The organism is Saccharospirillum alexandrii (assembly GCF_004000275.1).
Taxonomy (GTDB): Bacteria; Pseudomonadota; Gammaproteobacteria; order Pseudomonadales; family Natronospirillaceae; genus Saccharospirillum; species Saccharospirillum alexandrii.
In genome coordinates, this window is the sequence record NZ_RCIP01000001.1 from 1,531,741 (window position 1) to 1,547,388 (window position 15,648).

A 15,648-nucleotide genomic window follows, 5' to 3' on the forward strand; every position below is an offset into this window, starting at 1 on the left:
GCCAGTTCGCCTAAAAATCGTCTTTGATCCAAATTATACCCAATGCCTGCCAATCATTCATACTGTGAATACTGAAAATAATAACTATAAATTGGCCAAATCACCCTGGCGATTTTACTGTGAAGTCAAGGTCGCAGCAGAGACACACCGTTGCAGCAGCGACAACGACAACAGACTAATACAACTAGACCGCAACACCGAGAGGACACGACCATGACCACTGGAAACTACAACCGCCAAGCTGAGATCGAAGCCATCCAGAAAGACTGGGACATCAACCCCCGCTGGCAGAACGTTAAGCGCACCTACAGTGCTGAAGACGTGGTGCGTCTGCGCGGTTCGCTGAAGCGTGACAATACCGTGGCCACTCGCGGTGCCGAGAAGCTCTGGCAACTGATCAACGAAGGCGGCCGTCCAGCCTTCCGCCCCGAAAAAGACTTCGTTAATGCCATGGGCGCGCTGACCGGTGGCCAGGCGGTGCAGCAGGTGAAAGCCGGTATTCAGGCCATTTACCTCTCAGGCTGGCAGGTTGCCGCCGACGCCAACTCGTCAGAAACCATGTACCCGGACCAGTCGTTGTATGCGGTTGATTCCGTGCCTACGGTTGTTCGTCGTATCAATAACGCTTTTGAACGTGCCGACCAGATTCAGTGGAAAACCGGCAAGAACCCGGGTGATGAGGGCTACATCGACTACTTCGCGCCCATCGTGGCCGATGCCGAAGCCGGTTTCGGTGGTGTGCTGAACGCCTATGAACTGATGAAGAACATGATTCGCGCTGGCGCCTCCGGTGTGCATTTTGAAGATCAGCTGGCCTCGGTCAAGAAGTGCGGTCACATGGGTGGCAAGGTTCTGGTACCCACCCAGGAAGCCGTTCAGAAGCTGGCTGCGGCCCGTCTGGCGGCCGATGTTGAAGGTGTACCGACGATTCTGCTGGCACGTACCGATGCCAACGCAGCGGATCTGATTACTTCAGACTGCGACCCCTACGATGCCCCCTTCATCGTCGGCGGTCGCACGGCTGAAGGTTTCTACCGCGTTAAAGCCGGCATCGATCAGGCCATTGCCCGCGGTCTGGCCTATGCGCCCTATGCCGACCTGCTGTGGTGCGAAACGGCCAAGCCGGATCTGGACGAGGCCCGCAAGTTTGCCGAAGCCATTCGCAAGGAGTTCCCGGATCAGTTGCTGGCTTACAACTGTTCACCTTCGTTCAACTGGCGCAAGAATCTGGACGACGCGACCATTGCGAAGTTCCAGACTGAATTGTCAGCCATGGGCTACAAGTTCCAGTTCATCACGCTGGCCGGCATTCACAACATGTGGCACGGTATGTTCAACCTGGCCCACGCCTATGCCCGCAAGGACATGTCAGCCTACGTTGAACTGCAGGAGCAGGAATTCAAGGATGCCAACAAGGGCTATACCTTTGTGGCGCATCAGCAGGAAGTGGGCACCGGCTACTTCGACGACATGACCACGGTTATTCAGGGCGGCACCTCTTCGGTTACCGCACTGACCGGGTCTACTGAAGAAGAGCAGTTCGCCTGATCCGCAAGAACCCTCAGAACAGGATCACAAGGAAGTGACCTGCCTCACCCAGGCTGCTGACGACCCAGTCACGTCACCAGCCTCTTCCCTCTAGTTCCCGATAAATGCATCGGCAGTCCAATTTGCTTCGTATACACTGAACGGTGAACCGCCTTTTTCCGTTAACACTGCTCCTGTAGCGCTCAAATAATAACTGCATTGGACTCTAACACATGATTTCTACCACCAAACTGGCCCATTCTGGCCTTTTTGTCGTTTTACTGGCCCTCAGCACATTGTCAACGGCGCACGAAATTCGCCCTGCCATCATCGATCTGACTCTCAACGAGAACGGCAACTACAGCATTGACATTCAAACCAGCGTCGAGACCTACCTGGCGGGTATCGGACCGGACGTTACCGACACAAATGATGCGCCTCAGGCTGCTGAGTATGATCGGTACCGGGCCATGTCAGAGCAAGAGCTGATGCCTGTTTTCAAGGCGTTTGCGCCCGACCTCATCAGTGGCATCCAGTTTCAAGCCGACGGCCTCGATATCAACCTTGCCGAGCCGAACCTGACCTTAACCAGTGAACCGGATCTGGAGCTGGCCAGAGAGGCCGTCATTACCTTCACCGGCACGCTGCCCACCGGCAGTTCAAGCCTGGGTTGGCAGTGGGATGAACAGTTTGGCGAATCCGCTCTGAGAGTCAGCACCGCAACCGGAGAAGAAATTTATACAGAATATCTTCAGCCCGGCGTGCCGGCCGGACCTTTTGATATCACGGGTGCCGTGAAACAAAGTGGCTTCTCAATTTTTGCAAACTACATCGTTATTGGCTTTGAACACATCCTACCCAAGGGGCTCGATCACATCTTGTTTGTAGTCGGCCTGTTCCTGCTTAGCTCGAAATTAAAGCCATTAATCTGGCAAGTGAGCAGCTTCACCCTGGCGCACACCGTAACCCTTGCTCTGGGAATGCTGGGTATCGTGACAATACCTGCGGCTATTGTGGAGCCATTAATTGCGCTCTCCATCGTCTACGTTTGCGTCGAGAACCTCTGGTCTCGTAACCTCAGCAAATGGCGACCCGCCGTCATTTTCGGATTTGGCCTCTTGCATGGCCTTGGTTTTGCCAGCGTCCTGACGGAAATAGGACTAAGTCCGAATCACTTTATTACAGGCCTAATCGGATTCAATATCGGGGTCGAGCTTGGGCAACTGACCGTCATTGCCCTATGCTTTTTGGCAGTCGGCGTCTGGTTCAGGAATAAAGCCTGGTACCGGAGCTACATCACGAACCCCGCTTCTATCGCGATCGCCCTGATGGCCGGCTGGTGGGTTTTTGAGCGAACCGTTTACGGGGTTTAAGCAGCACTCAGGCTAACGGGACACGGATGTTCCATACAAAAGCGATTAGGCCCGTTAGATCACATGGTAAGCGCTGCCCGATCGTCGGCGGGTTCTACTGGTAAAAAACAGGTCTTCGACTGGAAATCCGGTAGCCCCGCGAGTATTCTCTTAATTCGTTCAAGCCAGCGACACCCGCGATGACGACCGCCAAACTCAATTACATCCTTGTTCTCTTCCTGGTTATCTTCCAGGGAACTGGGAGTGTATTGGCTTGGGCAGAAACCACAACCGACGGCGAGGCTCAAACAGTGTCGCTGTGCGCCGATCATCATGATGTTGAACACTGTGGCATTGCCGACCATTCCGCTCAGTTTCGATCACACTGCAGTGGTATGGCATGTACCCTACCCGTGGTAGCGCAGGCCGTTGCAGGTCTGATCGACCCTGCGATACAGGCAACAGAGCGTTATACTCAGCCGCTCAGTCACTCCCTGCACTCGGGCTATCACAGCGCGCTCGATCGCCCACCCAGTCTCTGATCCTCAATCACTGATTACCGTTTCGCTCAGACGAGTAGCTAATACAACGCTTCTCACCGTCACCTGACAGTGTACCCCTGTCGTTTGATGCTCTGACCGTCACTTTCTTTCGGATTAATGTAGCCATTGAGGACACTCATGAAATTACTGTTTGAACGCCCTAACTTTCATTCCATCATGATATCTGGAGCCGCGGCCTGCGCGTTTCCGCTCACAGCACTGCTCGTTTTAGGCACGTTAGCCAAGCTCTCCGTGCCTGCAATCGCGGCCGATGACCTGCCGAATCATGTTGATGTCGTGGTTGAGGGGCTGTCGGAGAAAGCTCGAACCGGGCAACGAATGTTTAACCAAACGTGCGCTGCCTGTCACGGATTAAACGCAGAAGGATCAGATGCAGGACCACCGTTGATCCATTCCATTTACAACCCCGGTCACCACTCCAACAAAGCCTTCTACCGAGCAGTGACAGAAGGGTCACGTCAACATCATTGGTCGTTTGGTGACATGCCGCCGCAACCCACCGTTGGGTTTACTCAGATGACGTTCATACTCGCCTTTATTCGTGAGGCGCAAGCGATCAATGACATTGAATAAAAGGTTCAGCTCGAAAGCACTCTGGCTGATTTCACCCATGCGCACACTATCTCGTTCGCAAGACCAGGAGACAAATAATGATGATGATGGACATGAGTTGGGGTTTTCACCTGTTCTGGTGGCCACTGGTCGCTGCACTGGTGGTCATTCCTTTATGGCGAATCTGCGAAAAGCTTGGATTTCCCGGAGTTCTCAGTGTTCTGGCACTGGTTCCCATACTGAACCTGGGGTTGCTGTACTTTCTTGCGTTCAGTGAACCACCTCACGGCAACAAAGATTCTCGCCTGTGAGTGAGGTCGAAACATTGGTCTGACGACGGGCGTGGGGCGTCGCATCGCCTTCTGGACATTGAGGCTGTTTCCCGCAGCCGGTAGTTTGGGTTAAACGAGGACGGTAATCATGAATCTGACACGACGGCAGTGGATTAAGGCAGGGGCACAATTGTCCGCTGCCTCAATGCTGCCCTGGTCACTCTGGGCTGACCAGCCACAAGTCCCACACATCAACATTCAGGCCCGGGAAACGACGGCATCCTGGCTCGCCGCACCAACCCCGATCTGGGCCTACAACCAGCCAAAGTTGACATTACAACAGGGCGTCATGCAAACCGTGCGCGTGACCAATCTCTTGCCAGAGCCAACGACCATCCACTGGCACGGAGTGCGAGTTGACAATGCCATGGACGGCGTATCTGGCTTGACCCAAGCGCCCATAGAACCGGGGACCTCTTTTGATTATCACATCATGTCACCGGATGCAGGCACCTTCTGGTTTCACAGTCACCACAATACCATTGAACAGTTGGCTCGGGGGCTTTACGGCGCACTGGTCGTCACCGGTAATAACGAGCCTCGCTTCGAGCGGGATTGGCCGTTATTGATGGATGACTGGAGTCTGAGCAGGAACGGTCGTATAGACCCGGCGTTTGCTAACCCTCACAACCAGTCACACGCGGGTCGAATGGGTAACTTTCTGACCATCAATCACCAGGCTGGTCCCTGGCGGAGTGAGGCAAACGCGGGCGAACGAGTCAGGCTGCGGCTGATCAACGCCGCCACCAATAGGATTCTGCAGTTACATGCCGCATTCCCGGGGGCGTTGTGGCTCGCCAAAGATGGCCAGCCGCTCGCCATCCCCGAACCGGTTCCCGAGGTGATTATCCTGGGGCCGGGTGAACGCTGGGATATTGGGTGGATTGCCCGTGACGCCGGCCAATTACTGGAAGTCAGTGGCGATGAGCCCCTGCTCGTTGCTCAGGTTGACCTGAACCCGTCTGACGGCACAGAGGTCCCTGCTTTCCCGGATGCAATGGCGTTACCGGCCAACCCCATGCCTCACTTGCCAGCCGGTGTAAACCAACGCGTACCGGTGCCCCTCGAAGGCGGAACAATGGGGCGGTTGCAGTCGGCCCAATACCAGGGCGAGCCTCATACTTTTAGAGAACTGGCTAGAAATGGCCAGTTCTGGGCGATCAGTGGGCAAACGGGCATGACTGAAACTCCCCTCTTTCGTGCCCGGCAAGGAGAGTCGGTTGAACTGCTGCTCGACAATCGAACAGCCTTTCCACACACCGTACACTGGCACGGTCATCATGCCTGGGAGAATGGGCGGTGGCATGACAGCCTAACGCTGTTAAGAGGTCAGCAAAAGGCTGTCCGATTGATAGCCGGAAATCCCGGTAAATGGCTTATTCATTGCCACATGATAGACCACCAGGCGACCGGGATGATGACCTGGTTTGAAGTTGTTTAACAAAAGTAGCGGTCCAAACAGAATAAGGTAATGCCATGAAGTTTATTTGGGTAACAGCAGCAGTAATGGGGCTCGCTGCCTGCACAGAAAATCAAGGGGCTGCGCAGAATGCGGGCGAAACCATCGATACTTCAAGTATCTCACTCGAACCAAAAGTGGGTACGGAACGTTGGTACACACCAGTGGAGGTAACGCGTGGAAAAGAGGTTTTTGGAGAAAACTGCGCCGGTTGCCATGGACAAAATGCTGAATCCACACCCAGTTGGAAATCAGTGGCAGCAAACGGCCAGTACCCGCCTCCCCCGTTAAATGGCACAGCCCATGCCTGGCACCACCCCTTGGATGTCCTCAAAATGGTTATTGAACAGGGTGGAGAACCGGTGGGCGGCGTGATGCCTGCCTGGGGCGACAGATTAAGCGACCGCCAAATCATAGATGTCATCGCCAGCTTTCAAAGCTACTGGCCAGATGACGTTTACCAGAGCTGGCTAGAGCGTGAACAGTCCAGGCGTGGCAGTCAGTAGTCCATAGAGAAGCCAGACTTCAAAACTCGAGGATTAAAAGTCGGAGGGTGTATGGAAAGCGAGAAAGACAGAACAACGCATTACCGGGAAGGAAGCCTGACGCTACCTGAAAGCTGATGTTAAAGCACAAGCTTGGGTGCCCTTGGTGGCCATTGTTCTGGACCTACTCGTTCTAGGTGGCTTTATCTGGGTGAAGTTAAACACCGATCCATTTGTGATTGGTGTAGCGGTCGTCACCATGATAGTGATCGCCACAGCGGAACAGATCTTCCTGAAGAAATCTCCAGAATCTGCGCAAGCAGAAAAGAAAACCGCTGGTACTCATCATCACCGCCAATGAACATTAAGCTCTTGCCCAATGAAACCTTAGGATGTATAGCACCCGCCCGAGGGAATAAGGATCGTTTAACAGGTCGGCGAAGGTATCGAGCTAAGGTTTCGTCGGAAAGGGGATTAAATATTAGTATTTACAAATACAAACCTTTAATGCGGTACAGATAACCTTCACTGTATGCAGACAGATTAATGTACCAGCTCGAAAATCTGAATGGAGGACAAAAATCATGAGTTACACCATCAACCGACTGATCCAGAACGCCGATTTCGATACTGTCGACGCTCGTACCCGTAAAGCCCTGGCAGATCAGGGGTTTGGGGTACTGACAGAAATTGATGTTCAGGCCACCATGAAAAAGAAACTGGACAAAGAGATGGCTCCCTATCGAATTCTCGGTGCCTGCAACCCGACAATGGCATTTGAGGCCATCGGTCTTGAACCACGCGCCGGCGCGATGCTGCCCTGTAACGTCATTCTTCGATCGATCGAAGACGGCGTCGAAGTGAGCGCAATCGACCCCGTGGCCTCAATGAGTGCGATAGAAAACGATGAACTGAAAGCCGTTGCCGGTCAGGTAAGGGACTTGTTAACTAAAGCAGTTATGTCTGTGTAGTAAGGCTAGCAATCGCCCTGCCTGACTGGCAGGGCAATTTGTTAACATTAACACGGGATTCAACCAGTCAACGCCCCGCTCACACAGCCCGGCGACGATACTGACGATAACGAGGTGTCCAGAAGTTCGCCTCGATGGTTTCGCGGACCTGTTCTTCGCTGCTCATCAGGGCTACGCCATCGGCCTGGGCCTGACGTGCTACTTCAAAAGCAATCAGCTTGCTGGTTTCGCGAATGTCGGCCAGCGGTGGTAGCAAGGCGCCCTCACCGGTTTGCACCATGGGTGCCTGATTGGCCAGCGCCTTTGAAGCGGCCATCAACATGGTGTCGGTGATGCGTTCGGCACCGACCGCCAGCGCACCAAGCCCAATGCCCGGGAAGATGTAGGCATTGTTGCACTGGGCGATGGGGTACGTCTGGCCATTGACCGTTACCGGCCCAAACGGAGAGCCTGTTGCCACCAGCGCCTGACCATCGGTCCAGGCCAGCACGTCGGCCGGGGTGGCCTCGACTTTGGACGTCGGGTTCGACAATGGCATGACCACAGGCCGTGCACAGCCGGCATGCAACGCCTTAATGACGTCCTCAGTGAACAAACCACGCTGCCCGGAAACACCAATCAGAATAGTTGGGTTCGCGTGTTTCACGACATCCAGCAAGTCGGTACCAGACCAGTCGGCAACCGTGTCGGCTGGCTGGGCCAGCCGCGCCTGAAAGTCGTAAAGGTCCACCATATCGCTGGTCAGCAACCCAAAGCGGTCGACCATAAAGACGCGCTTGCGGGCTTCGGCTTCCGACAGGCCTTCATCCTGCATCGCCACGATGATCTGCTCGGCAATACCGCAGCCGGCGGAACCGGCACCCACGAACGCAACGCGCTGTTCGCTGACCGGTTCGCCCTTGGCTTTACAAGCCGCCAACAGCGTTGCCACGCAGACCGATGCCGTGCCCTGAATGTCATCATTAAAGCAGCACAGTTCTTCGCGGTAGCGTTCCAGCAACGGCATGGCGTTGGTCTGGGCAAAATCTTCGAACTGCAACAGGGCATCGGGCCAGCGGCGTTTTACGGCCTGAATGAACTGCTCGATAAACGCATCGTACTCGTCCTGGCTGATGCGGTTATGGCGCCAGCCCATGTACATAGGGTCGTTCAACAACGTCTGATTGTTGGTGCCCACATCCAGCATGATCGGCAGCGTGTTGGCCGGGCTGATGCCACCACAAGCGGTGTACAACGACAACTTGCCGATGGGAATGCCCATGCCCCCAATGCCCTGATCACCCAGGCCCAGAATGCGCTCGCCGTCAGTCACCACAATGACTTTCACGTTATCTTTGGTGGCACTGCGCAGCATGTCATCCATGTGGTCGCGGTCCGGGTAGCTGATGAACAGTCCCCGGTGGTTGCGATAAATATTGGAGAACTCCTGACAAGCCTCACCCACCGTCGGGGTGTAGATGATCGGCAGCATTTCCTCGAGATGATCTTCGAGCAAGCGGAAAAACAGGGTTTCGTTGTCGTCCTGAATCGAACGCAGGGCGATGTGGCGGTCCAGGTCACTCTGGCACAACTGGTACTGGCGGTAAGCCCGCTCGGCCTGCTCTTCAATGGTCTCCACGTTTTGTGGCAACAACCCGATCAAATTGAATGAAACGCGCTCTTCCTGGGTGAAGGCACTGCCTTTGTTCAACAGCGGCAGTTCCAGCAGGGTTGGTCCGGCGTAAGGGATATAAAGCGGGCGTTTTTCAGAATTACTCATAATGGGTTGGTCTGTTCCATGTCATTAATCGAATTTATCGGTCAGTAATGGACGTATTTTAGCATCAATACAGCACCCTGTTCCCGCCACCTCCGGGTAGAATTACCGGGCCAGGCAGCGGGAACCTGCGTTCCAACCCGTGAATCCGGGTCTGTGCTCAGGGTGTCTGGTTGGCATCGAGTGCCGCTTCAATAACGTCGGCGCCGATTTGTGGTTCGTACTCCTGCCACAAGGGCTTCATGGCATTCTGCCATTGGACCAATTGCTCCAACGTCGGCTCGTGCAAGGTCACGCCAGACATGGACGCAATGGCGGCTCGGTCATTCTGGTTTTTCGCCAGCGCCACGGCATTGCCGTATTTCACCGACATTTCCATGGCAAATCTGAACTCCTGACGTTGCTCTTCCGTCAGGCTGTTCCAGAAATCGGTATTGGTGATCACCATATAATCCAGTACGCCATGATTCGATTGCATCATGAACGGTTGGTGCTCATAGAAGGCTTGCGAATAGATGTTTGACCAGGTGTTCTCCTGCCCCTGAATCTCATTATCGGCCAGTGCCTGGTAGACTCGACCAAAGGCCATGGGCACCGCTTCGGCATCGAGCAATTCAAACTGCTTTTGCAGCACTTCAGAGGTCATGGTCCGAAAGCGCAGGCCCGCCAGGTCATCCGGCCGGGTAAAATCCCGGTTCGCGGTCAACTGTTTAAGACCGTTATGCAGATAGCCCAGCCCCAGAATGCCGTCGGACTGCATATGGGTCAGCAGGTTCAGACCGGTCGGGCTATTCTGAAAGCGTTCGACCGCCTCCATGTTGGCGAACAAAAAAGGCAGGTCATACACCATCAACTGCCCGGTATAGGCTTCAAACTTAGACAGTGACGGGGCCGCGAAGTGGATGCGACCTTCAGCAATGGCGACTACGGCTTCGTCGTCGTCCATCAGTTCGGTGTTGGGATAAATCTCAATCTGAAACTGATCCCCCAGCCGACGCTCAATCATCGATTTGAACATCAGTGCCATTTTGCCCTTGGGTGTGTTCTCACTGACAACGTGAGAAAAAATCAGGGTCTGGGGTTCGGCCGAGGCAAACCCGGCAACCAGCACGCAAGGCAATGCGAGTCGCAACCAGCGGAAAGAGAGCAGCGTCATGAATGATTCCTGTGATTCGAATTGTTGTAATGGTAGGTCGCCGCAGCGCCAACCTAAATGGTTAGCAAGAATGGCGCCACCCCCACAAGGCCGTGACGACGCGAAGATGCATTAGATGACGGGTAGAAATCCACCCAAAGATAGCCCGAAAGTGGCGGAATCCCATCCATCCATTCAGATTGGCTGGCAAAAACGCTACTGCGGACGACGCTGCTTTTTGCGCTTGCCACTGACCACGTCAAAAACCACACCGGAAATGGGTGTGAAACGTGACACTCGAAAAACCAGATCACGCACGCGACCGCGTTGCTTCACCCGCAACTCCGGCGCTTTCGGCAAGTACCACAAAGCAACAACAGCCCTAAGCACCGCAGAGATAACAAATATGACCCAGATGGGACGCTCAATAGGCCATGACCAATTGCCTATAACGAGGGCATCCGGCACCCAACTGATCAGATAACCGCCGCTGATGGCACCGACAAACACAGCAGCCGCGCCAATGGTGGACTGCATGGCGGCGTAGCCTGCGAATTCGCTGTCGTCGGGTTTCAGATCATAGAGATAATTTGATGTTGCCAGCGTAAACCCGGCCCAGGCGGCACCGCCCAGCATTTGCACACCCATCAGATACACCAGGTTATCGGAAAACAGCCAGAGCACCGGCAACACCGGTATGACCGTGGCACCCAGAGCCATGACATAGCGGTTACCCTTGCGGTCGGCAATGCGCCCCCAATACCGCAGCAACACGAACTGAACCAGAATGGAAGCCGCCGTGTTCAGCGTAAATTGCAGGTAGGTGAATTGCAGGTCGCGCAGCATATAAACGGCAAAAAACGGTGCCGACAAGGCCACCATGCATTGCATGCCGGCCAGAAACAACGTGAAGCGCCGAAATCGCTGGTCGGCAAAGGCGCGTTTCATGCTGCGCAGCGTATGTACCAGGCCGCGGCCACGGGAGTGATCTGGCCGGTAAGGGTCGTACATCCGGTGCAGGTAACGGGTGGACAGACCGCGGCCAACTACGGCAATGAGAAACAAAGCCGCAAAGCCCAGTGATTCAACACCCAGCGAGGCCGAGCCGTTCAGCAACAGGCCTCCCGACAGAAAGGCGAAGAAAGACGTCGCCATGGCCAGCCGGGAACGAACACCAAAGTAGCGCCCGCGCAACCGGGAGGGCACCAGGTTGCCCATCAGGGCTTTCCATTGCGGTTGCGCCAGGTTAGACGCGCCGTGATAGACAATGGCACAGCCGATCAACAGAGGCACCCGGGCACCCTCGGGCCAGGGTAATGGCACCGCGAGAGCACACAGCCCCATCAGTGAGAGGGTTTGCACGGCAGCGCCAACCACGATCAGACTGCGACGCGGCCAATAGCCGCCAAGCCAGACCGACAGTATCTGAAACAGGCCGCCCAGTAGCTGCGGTATGCCGGTCAGCCACCCGATCTGCACGCTGCTTGCCCGCAAGAAAATCGCGAAGGCGTTGAGAAACTGATCCACCGTCCCGGTCATCACTGAAGACGCCACGCTGTCTTTCATCGACACCGTCAGGCTGTCACGGACCCGTTTCGCCTGCGTGGGCTCTGGCGGTGGCGTTACGGCTATGCTTGGCGATGCAGGTTCAGACATGAAAAATCCGCTTGAGACGCTATCCGGCAATGAAACTCAGCTCCGGAGGTGCTCCGGACACTCCATCCGATCCGACAAAAAATCGATGAATGTTCGCACTTTAGCAGACAGATAACGCCGGCTGGTATAAACCGCATACAGCTGGCTGTTGAGCGGTGTGTAGCCCGGCAGTATCTGGGTCAGATGACCCTGCCCCAATTCCCGCTCAACCAGACCACCCGGCAAAATAGCAATGCCCATGTCATTGACCGCAGCCGACAGTAACAGCGATTCGTTGTTCGACTGCAACACGGAATTGATGGTAATTTTCACCTCGCCTTCCGGCCCGGACAGGGTAAATTCATTGCTACGAATCAGTGAGTACGCCAGCATGCTGTGCCGCGCCAGATCACTGCCCTGCTCGGGTGTACCATGGCGCTCCAGGTAGCCTGGCGAGGCAACGATGTAGAAAGGGATCGTCATCAGCGGTCGGGCAATCAGGTTGGGGTGCAGCGTGCGGCTGGCCCTAAGTGCCAGGTCGAACCCTTCTTCTACGATGTCGACAAAACGCCCGCTGATGTCGATGTCGAAGGTAACATCCGGGTAGTGTTCACGAAACTCCCGCAGTAACTGGGTGAAATAGTCTGTTGCCAGCCACATGGGGGCGGTAAAGCGAATGGTGCCACGTGGTGTGACCGTCGCACGACTGACCGTGGCTTCGACTTCATCGAGCTCTTCAAGCATGGCCCGACACCGTTCCAGATAGACCCGGCCAGACTCGGTCACACTCAAATGACGACTGTTCCGGTTCAGCAAGCGGGCGCCCAGGCGGTTTTCCAGGTGCATGACGTGTTTGCTGACCATCGCCTTGGAGAGGCCCAGATGCTCGGCCGCCTGAACAAAACTGGCGTGGTCGACCACGGCCACCAGCACTTTCATGCTAAGCAATGTATCCATAGCTCATGGTTTCCTATTGAGAAACGATCTGTCAATAATAGCCCCATTGATTGCCGCTGGGTAGTCTTCATACTGTCGCAGTGATACAGAATTCGGGCGGCCATTCGGTCACCCCAGAGGAGATTACTATGAACAAGATCGCTGTCGTAACAGGTACAACCCGCCCGGGCCGTAACAACATTGCCGTGGCAAAATGGGTTCTCGAAAACGCTCAAAAGCGCAGTGACGCTCAATTCGAGCTGGTAGACATTGCCGACTTCGACCTGCCGGTTCTGGACGAAGGAATGCCCGCTGGCTTCCAGCAGTACGCCAACGAGCACACTAAAAAATGGGCGCAGACCATTGCCCAGTACGATGGCTACATCTTCGTGACACCGGAATACAACCACAGCATTTCCGGTTCACTGAAGAACGCACTGGATTACATCAGTGTCGAATGGAACAACAAAGCCGCCGGTTTTGTCGGCTACGGTTCCGCTGGCGGTGTGCGTGCCGTTGAACACCTGCGCCAGATCGCATCAGAGCTGCAACTGGCCCACGTGCGCAACCAGGTTCAATTGTCGCTGTTCACCGATTTTGAAAACTTCAGCGAGTTCAAACCTGCCGACATGCATCAGGAAAGCCTGACCGCCATGCTGGACCAGCTGGTTCCCTGGACGGCCGCGATGAAAACACTGCGCTAAGCGTTAATGGATTCATCTTCAAAAAAGACGGGCTTTGCCCGTCTTTTTTTTGCCCGAAACCTCACTGGGTCAGGAGCTGGCGCATGACATGCTGAGGCCCTGCCGCACCGCCCAGATACAAGTCTCCAGTGTCGGTAAAACCACCCTGTTCATAGCAACGGTAGGCTGCCAGGTTCCTGCAATTAACCGTTAGCCAAACCACAGTCGATGCAGGGTACGCCTCTGCCAGATAAGGCCCCACCGCTTTTGCGGCTGCCTTGCCAAGACCCTGGCCTTGTCGCTGCCCATCGATTAAGAAGGTTCTGATGCCCAGTGACCCCGCCTCGCAAAAATCGAACTCACGATCAAATTGGGTATCGACAATAAAGAAACCGACCATTGACTTGTCGAGCCAGATGCCGTGCGGGTGACACGCCTCATCAATCCCAGCCAGTGCGTCTGCGACGGTGCCGGTAAATTTCAGTTGCTCTGGGGCTACTAACAAGGAGGTGGCCGACTCATACAGATCGTGAGTCAGCCGTTTGAGAACCACTGCCATCAACGCGCAAATAAACTGCTGCGGTCGACAAAGCCTTTCATTTCAATGGCATTGCCGCTGGGGTCCCGGAAAAACAGCGTGCCCTGCTCTCCCGGCTGGCCTTTAAAGCGAATGTAAGGGTCGATCACGAACTCAAAGTTCATGGCCGTCAGCCGGTCGGCCATGGACTGCCATTCGTCCATCGACAGCACGACACCGAAATGGGGCACCGGCACGTCATGTCCGTCAACTGCATTGGAGATAGGCTTTGCCGCCTCTGCCTGTTCCGAAAGGTGAGCGACAATCTGATGCCCGAAGAAGTCGAAGTCGATCCAGTGGTCGGAACTGCGCCCTTCGGCACAGCCCAGTACCTCACCGTAAAACTGCCGGGCGGCGTCCAGGTCGTGAACCGGAAAGGCCAGATGAAACGGCGACAACGCCTGGGATTGGGTAGACATGGGAGTACCTCGCTCACGCAAAAATGAAATTACCGGCACCAGAGATTATCGGCTCCGCTCCGGGCAATCAATGTCGTTCACCGGTGTCACCTTACAACCCACCGGCCAGATCAATCACACTGCCGGTGCAGTATGACGACCGATCCGACACCAGCCACAGAATAGCCTCAGCAATTTCCTCCGGCTCGCCGCCCCTCTGCATTGGGATGCGCTCGCGCAAACGCGCTACCCGGCCCGGTTCGCCGCCATCGGCATGAATACCGGTATGAATCAGCCCTGGCCGGACACCGTTCACGCGGATGCCCTCGGCCGCCACCTCCAGTGACAACCCCCGGGTCATCGTATCCAGTGCGCCTTTGGAGGCTGCATAGTCGACATATTCATTCGGTGAGCCGGTTCTCGCCGCCGCCGAAGAGACATTCACAATGGTGCCACCGGGCCCGCCATGGCGTGTCGACATGCGTTTCACGGCTTCACGGCAACAGATAAAGGGTCCGGTCACATTGGTCGCCAAAACCTGGTTGATGCGCTCGGCGGTCATGTCTTCCAGACGCATCTGGGTCTTCAATAGGCCGGCATTGTTAACCAGCACACGGAGTGTTCCGGGCAGCTGGTCGATCACCTGGAACAACCTCGCCACCTCGGATTCCTGCGATACATCAGCCTGGATAACCTGACACTTTCCGCCGGTTTCGCCAATGCTCATCGCCAACGCCCGGGCCGATGCGGCATCGGACCGGTAGTTGATGCACACAAAATACCCTTCTTTTGCCAATAACCGGGCAGTCGCCGCGCCGATGCCCCGGCCAGCGCCGGTTACCAGTGCGATGGCGTTTGTCGTTGTCATAGTGTTCCCTGCCTGGTCATTAAAAAGGCGTGTCAGACACTGCCGGCCTGTTCGACCACCAGTATCCGGGCTTCACCCAATGGATGAGCGACGTGCTCGGTGCCAACCGCCGCGTAAAACACATCACCGGTTTCCAGAACAACGGAGTGCTCGACGCCGGCTTCGCGGTAAAACATTTCAACCCGGCCATCCAGCACGGCAAAGACTTCCTGCCCGTCGTTGATGTGCCATTTATAGGGCTGGTCGGTCCAGTGCAGACGCGTCGAAATGCCGTTCATCAGGGCAATATCCTGAGCGCCCCAGGCTTTCTCTGCGGTGAACTCTTTGGCTCGATACGTGTTCATAGTCGTTAATGGTCGCCTTAACAATCAAGTGAAACTCACATCCGGGATGTTCAATTTGCGGCCAAGGCCGCCGTT

Annotated in this window: 18 protein-coding genes; 10 read left to right on the forward strand and 8 right to left on the reverse strand. The window is 55.3% G+C overall.

The genetic code is table 11. The features are described from left to right. Positions 1 to 213 precede the first annotated feature (213 nt). The 9 genes from aceA to EP166_RS06865 all read left to right on the forward strand — a co-directional run bounded on the left by aceA (position 214) and on the right by EP166_RS06865 (position 7,241). Positions 214 to 1,548: an isocitrate lyase gene (gene aceA / locus EP166_RS06825; RefSeq protein WP_127556010.1), complete on the forward strand. Its 1,335-nt coding sequence runs from the start codon at positions 214 to 216 to the stop codon at positions 1,546 to 1,548. Between the two features lie 449 nt (positions 1,549 to 1,997). Further along, a complete protein-coding gene (locus EP166_RS06830; RefSeq protein ID WP_220432494.1) occupies positions 1,998 to 2,900 on the forward strand; it encodes a HupE/UreJ family protein in 903 nt (300 codons plus the stop codon). 179 nt (positions 2,901 to 3,079) lie between these two features. Further along, positions 3,080 to 3,421, forward strand: coding sequence for a hypothetical protein (locus tag EP166_RS06835; RefSeq protein ID WP_127556012.1), 342 nt, complete (start codon positions 3,080 to 3,082; stop codon positions 3,419 to 3,421). A 138-nt stretch (positions 3,422 to 3,559) separates the two neighbouring features. Then, positions 3,560 to 4,015, forward strand: coding sequence for a c-type cytochrome (locus tag EP166_RS06840; RefSeq protein WP_220432495.1), 456 nt, complete (start codon positions 3,560 to 3,562; stop codon positions 4,013 to 4,015). 77 nt (positions 4,016 to 4,092) lie between these two features. Next, complete coding sequence (locus EP166_RS06845; protein ID WP_220432496.1) at positions 4,093 to 4,305, forward strand: hypothetical protein; 213 nt, start codon at positions 4,093 to 4,095, stop codon at positions 4,303 to 4,305. Positions 4,306 to 4,414: 109 nt separating this feature from the next. Continuing rightward, a complete protein-coding gene (locus tag EP166_RS06850; protein ID WP_127556013.1) occupies positions 4,415 to 5,767 on the forward strand; it encodes a multicopper oxidase family protein in 1,353 nt (450 codons plus the stop codon). A gap of 35 nt (positions 5,768 to 5,802) precedes the next feature. Continuing rightward, the gene (locus EP166_RS06855) at positions 5,803 to 6,291 is read left to right on the forward strand and encodes a cytochrome c (RefSeq protein WP_127556014.1); all 489 of its coding nucleotides are present in this window, start codon (positions 5,803 to 5,805) and stop codon (positions 6,289 to 6,291) included. Positions 6,292 to 6,436: 145 nt separating this feature from the next. Further along, a complete protein-coding gene (locus EP166_RS06860; RefSeq protein WP_246026225.1) occupies positions 6,437 to 6,631 on the forward strand; it encodes a hypothetical protein in 195 nt (64 codons plus the stop codon). Between the two features lie 223 nt (positions 6,632 to 6,854). Then, positions 6,855 to 7,241 carry a DUF302 domain-containing protein gene (locus tag EP166_RS06865; protein WP_127556015.1) on the forward strand — a complete coding sequence of 129 codons (387 nt, stop codon included), beginning with the start codon at positions 6,855 to 6,857 and terminating at the stop codon, positions 7,239 to 7,241. Between the two features lie 79 nt (positions 7,242 to 7,320). Here the strand turns inward: EP166_RS06865 and EP166_RS06870 are convergent, their stop codons facing one another. The 4 genes from EP166_RS06870 to EP166_RS06885 all read right to left on the reverse strand — a co-directional run bounded on the left by EP166_RS06870 (position 7,321) and on the right by EP166_RS06885 (position 12,724). After that, a complete protein-coding gene (locus tag EP166_RS06870; protein ID WP_127556016.1) occupies positions 7,321 to 9,000 on the reverse strand; it encodes an NAD-dependent malic enzyme in 1,680 nt (559 codons plus the stop codon). Positions 9,001 to 9,157: 157 nt separating this feature from the next. Next, on the reverse strand, positions 9,158 to 10,153 hold the full coding sequence (locus EP166_RS06875; RefSeq protein ID WP_127556017.1) for a DctP family TRAP transporter solute-binding subunit: 996 nt from the start codon (positions 10,151 to 10,153) through the stop codon (positions 9,158 to 9,160). Positions 10,154 to 10,348: 195 nt separating this feature from the next. Next, positions 10,349 to 11,788, reverse strand: a complete 1,440-nt coding sequence (locus tag EP166_RS06880) for an MFS transporter (protein WP_127556018.1) — start codon at positions 11,786 to 11,788, stop codon at positions 10,349 to 10,351. Between the two features lie 36 nt (positions 11,789 to 11,824). Further along, entirely contained in the window at positions 11,825 to 12,724 is a 900-nt protein-coding gene (locus EP166_RS06885; RefSeq protein WP_127556019.1) for a LysR family transcriptional regulator, read from the reverse strand. A gap of 128 nt (positions 12,725 to 12,852) precedes the next feature. Here EP166_RS06885 and EP166_RS06890 point away from each other — a divergent pair, with 128 nt between their 5' ends. Beyond that, positions 12,853 to 13,407 carry an NADPH-dependent FMN reductase gene (locus EP166_RS06890; protein ID WP_127556020.1) on the forward strand — a complete coding sequence of 185 codons (555 nt, stop codon included), beginning with the start codon at positions 12,853 to 12,855 and terminating at the stop codon, positions 13,405 to 13,407. Between the two features lie 61 nt (positions 13,408 to 13,468). On the opposite strand, the gene EP166_RS06895 is transcribed toward EP166_RS06890, so the two are convergent. From EP166_RS06895 to EP166_RS06910, 4 genes are all read right to left on the reverse strand, one after another. Next, positions 13,469 to 13,945 carry a GNAT family N-acetyltransferase gene (locus EP166_RS06895; RefSeq protein ID WP_127556021.1) on the reverse strand — a complete coding sequence of 159 codons (477 nt, stop codon included), beginning with the start codon at positions 13,943 to 13,945 and terminating at the stop codon, positions 13,469 to 13,471. Beyond that, on the reverse strand, positions 13,945 to 14,382 hold the full coding sequence (locus EP166_RS06900; RefSeq protein WP_127556022.1) for a VOC family protein: 438 nt from the start codon (positions 14,380 to 14,382) through the stop codon (positions 13,945 to 13,947). Before EP166_RS06900 ends, EP166_RS06895 begins: the two co-directional genes overlap by 1 nt. 91 nt (positions 14,383 to 14,473) lie before the next feature. After that, the gene (locus EP166_RS06905; RefSeq protein WP_127556023.1) at positions 14,474 to 15,229 is read right to left on the reverse strand and encodes an SDR family oxidoreductase; all 756 of its coding nucleotides are present in this window, start codon (positions 15,227 to 15,229) and stop codon (positions 14,474 to 14,476) included. A 32-nt stretch (positions 15,230 to 15,261) separates the two neighbouring features. Next, complete coding sequence (locus EP166_RS06910) at positions 15,262 to 15,573, reverse strand: cupin domain-containing protein (protein ID WP_127556024.1); 312 nt, start codon at positions 15,571 to 15,573, stop codon at positions 15,262 to 15,264. Between the last annotated feature and the right edge of the window lie 75 nt (positions 15,574 to 15,648).

What these genes read in the sequence shown, in the direction of transcription:
- aceA (WP_127556010.1), top strand. Translation starts at nt 214, where the DNA reads ATGACCACTGGAAACTACAACCGCCAAGCTGAGATCGAAGCCATCCAG.
- EP166_RS06830 (WP_220432494.1), top strand. Translation starts at nt 1,998, where the DNA reads ATGTCAGAGCAAGAGCTGATGCCTGTTTTCAAGGCGTTTGCGCCCGAC.
- EP166_RS06835 (WP_127556012.1), top strand. Translation starts at nt 3,080, where the DNA reads ATGACGACCGCCAAACTCAATTACATCCTTGTTCTCTTCCTGGTTATC.
- EP166_RS06840 (WP_220432495.1), top strand. Translation starts at nt 3,560, where the DNA reads ATGAAATTACTGTTTGAACGCCCTAACTTTCATTCCATCATGATATCT.
- EP166_RS06845 (WP_220432496.1), top strand. Translation starts at nt 4,093, where the DNA reads ATGATGATGATGGACATGAGTTGGGGTTTTCACCTGTTCTGGTGGCCA.
- EP166_RS06850 (WP_127556013.1), top strand. Translation starts at nt 4,415, where the DNA reads ATGAATCTGACACGACGGCAGTGGATTAAGGCAGGGGCACAATTGTCC.
- EP166_RS06855 (WP_127556014.1), top strand. Translation starts at nt 5,803, where the DNA reads ATGAAGTTTATTTGGGTAACAGCAGCAGTAATGGGGCTCGCTGCCTGC.
- EP166_RS06865 (WP_127556015.1), top strand. Translation starts at nt 6,855, where the DNA reads ATGAGTTACACCATCAACCGACTGATCCAGAACGCCGATTTCGATACT.
- EP166_RS06870 (WP_127556016.1), bottom strand. Translation starts at nt 9,000, where the DNA reads ATGAGTAATTCTGAAAAACGCCCGCTTTATATCCCTTACGCCGGACCA.
- EP166_RS06875 (WP_127556017.1), bottom strand. Translation starts at nt 10,153, where the DNA reads ATGACGCTGCTCTCTTTCCGCTGGTTGCGACTCGCATTGCCTTGCGTG.
- EP166_RS06880 (WP_127556018.1), bottom strand. Translation starts at nt 11,788, where the DNA reads ATGTCTGAACCTGCATCGCCAAGCATAGCCGTAACGCCACCGCCAGAG.
- EP166_RS06885 (WP_127556019.1), bottom strand. Translation starts at nt 12,724, where the DNA reads ATGGATACATTGCTTAGCATGAAAGTGCTGGTGGCCGTGGTCGACCAC.
- EP166_RS06890 (WP_127556020.1), top strand. Translation starts at nt 12,853, where the DNA reads ATGAACAAGATCGCTGTCGTAACAGGTACAACCCGCCCGGGCCGTAAC.
- EP166_RS06895 (WP_127556021.1), bottom strand. Translation starts at nt 13,945, where the DNA reads ATGGCAGTGGTTCTCAAACGGCTGACTCACGATCTGTATGAGTCGGCC.
- EP166_RS06900 (WP_127556022.1), bottom strand. Translation starts at nt 14,382, where the DNA reads ATGTCTACCCAATCCCAGGCGTTGTCGCCGTTTCATCTGGCCTTTCCG.
- EP166_RS06905 (WP_127556023.1), bottom strand. Translation starts at nt 15,229, where the DNA reads ATGACAACGACAAACGCCATCGCACTGGTAACCGGCGCTGGCCGGGGC.
- EP166_RS06910 (WP_127556024.1), bottom strand. Translation starts at nt 15,573, where the DNA reads ATGAACACGTATCGAGCCAAAGAGTTCACCGCAGAGAAAGCCTGGGGC.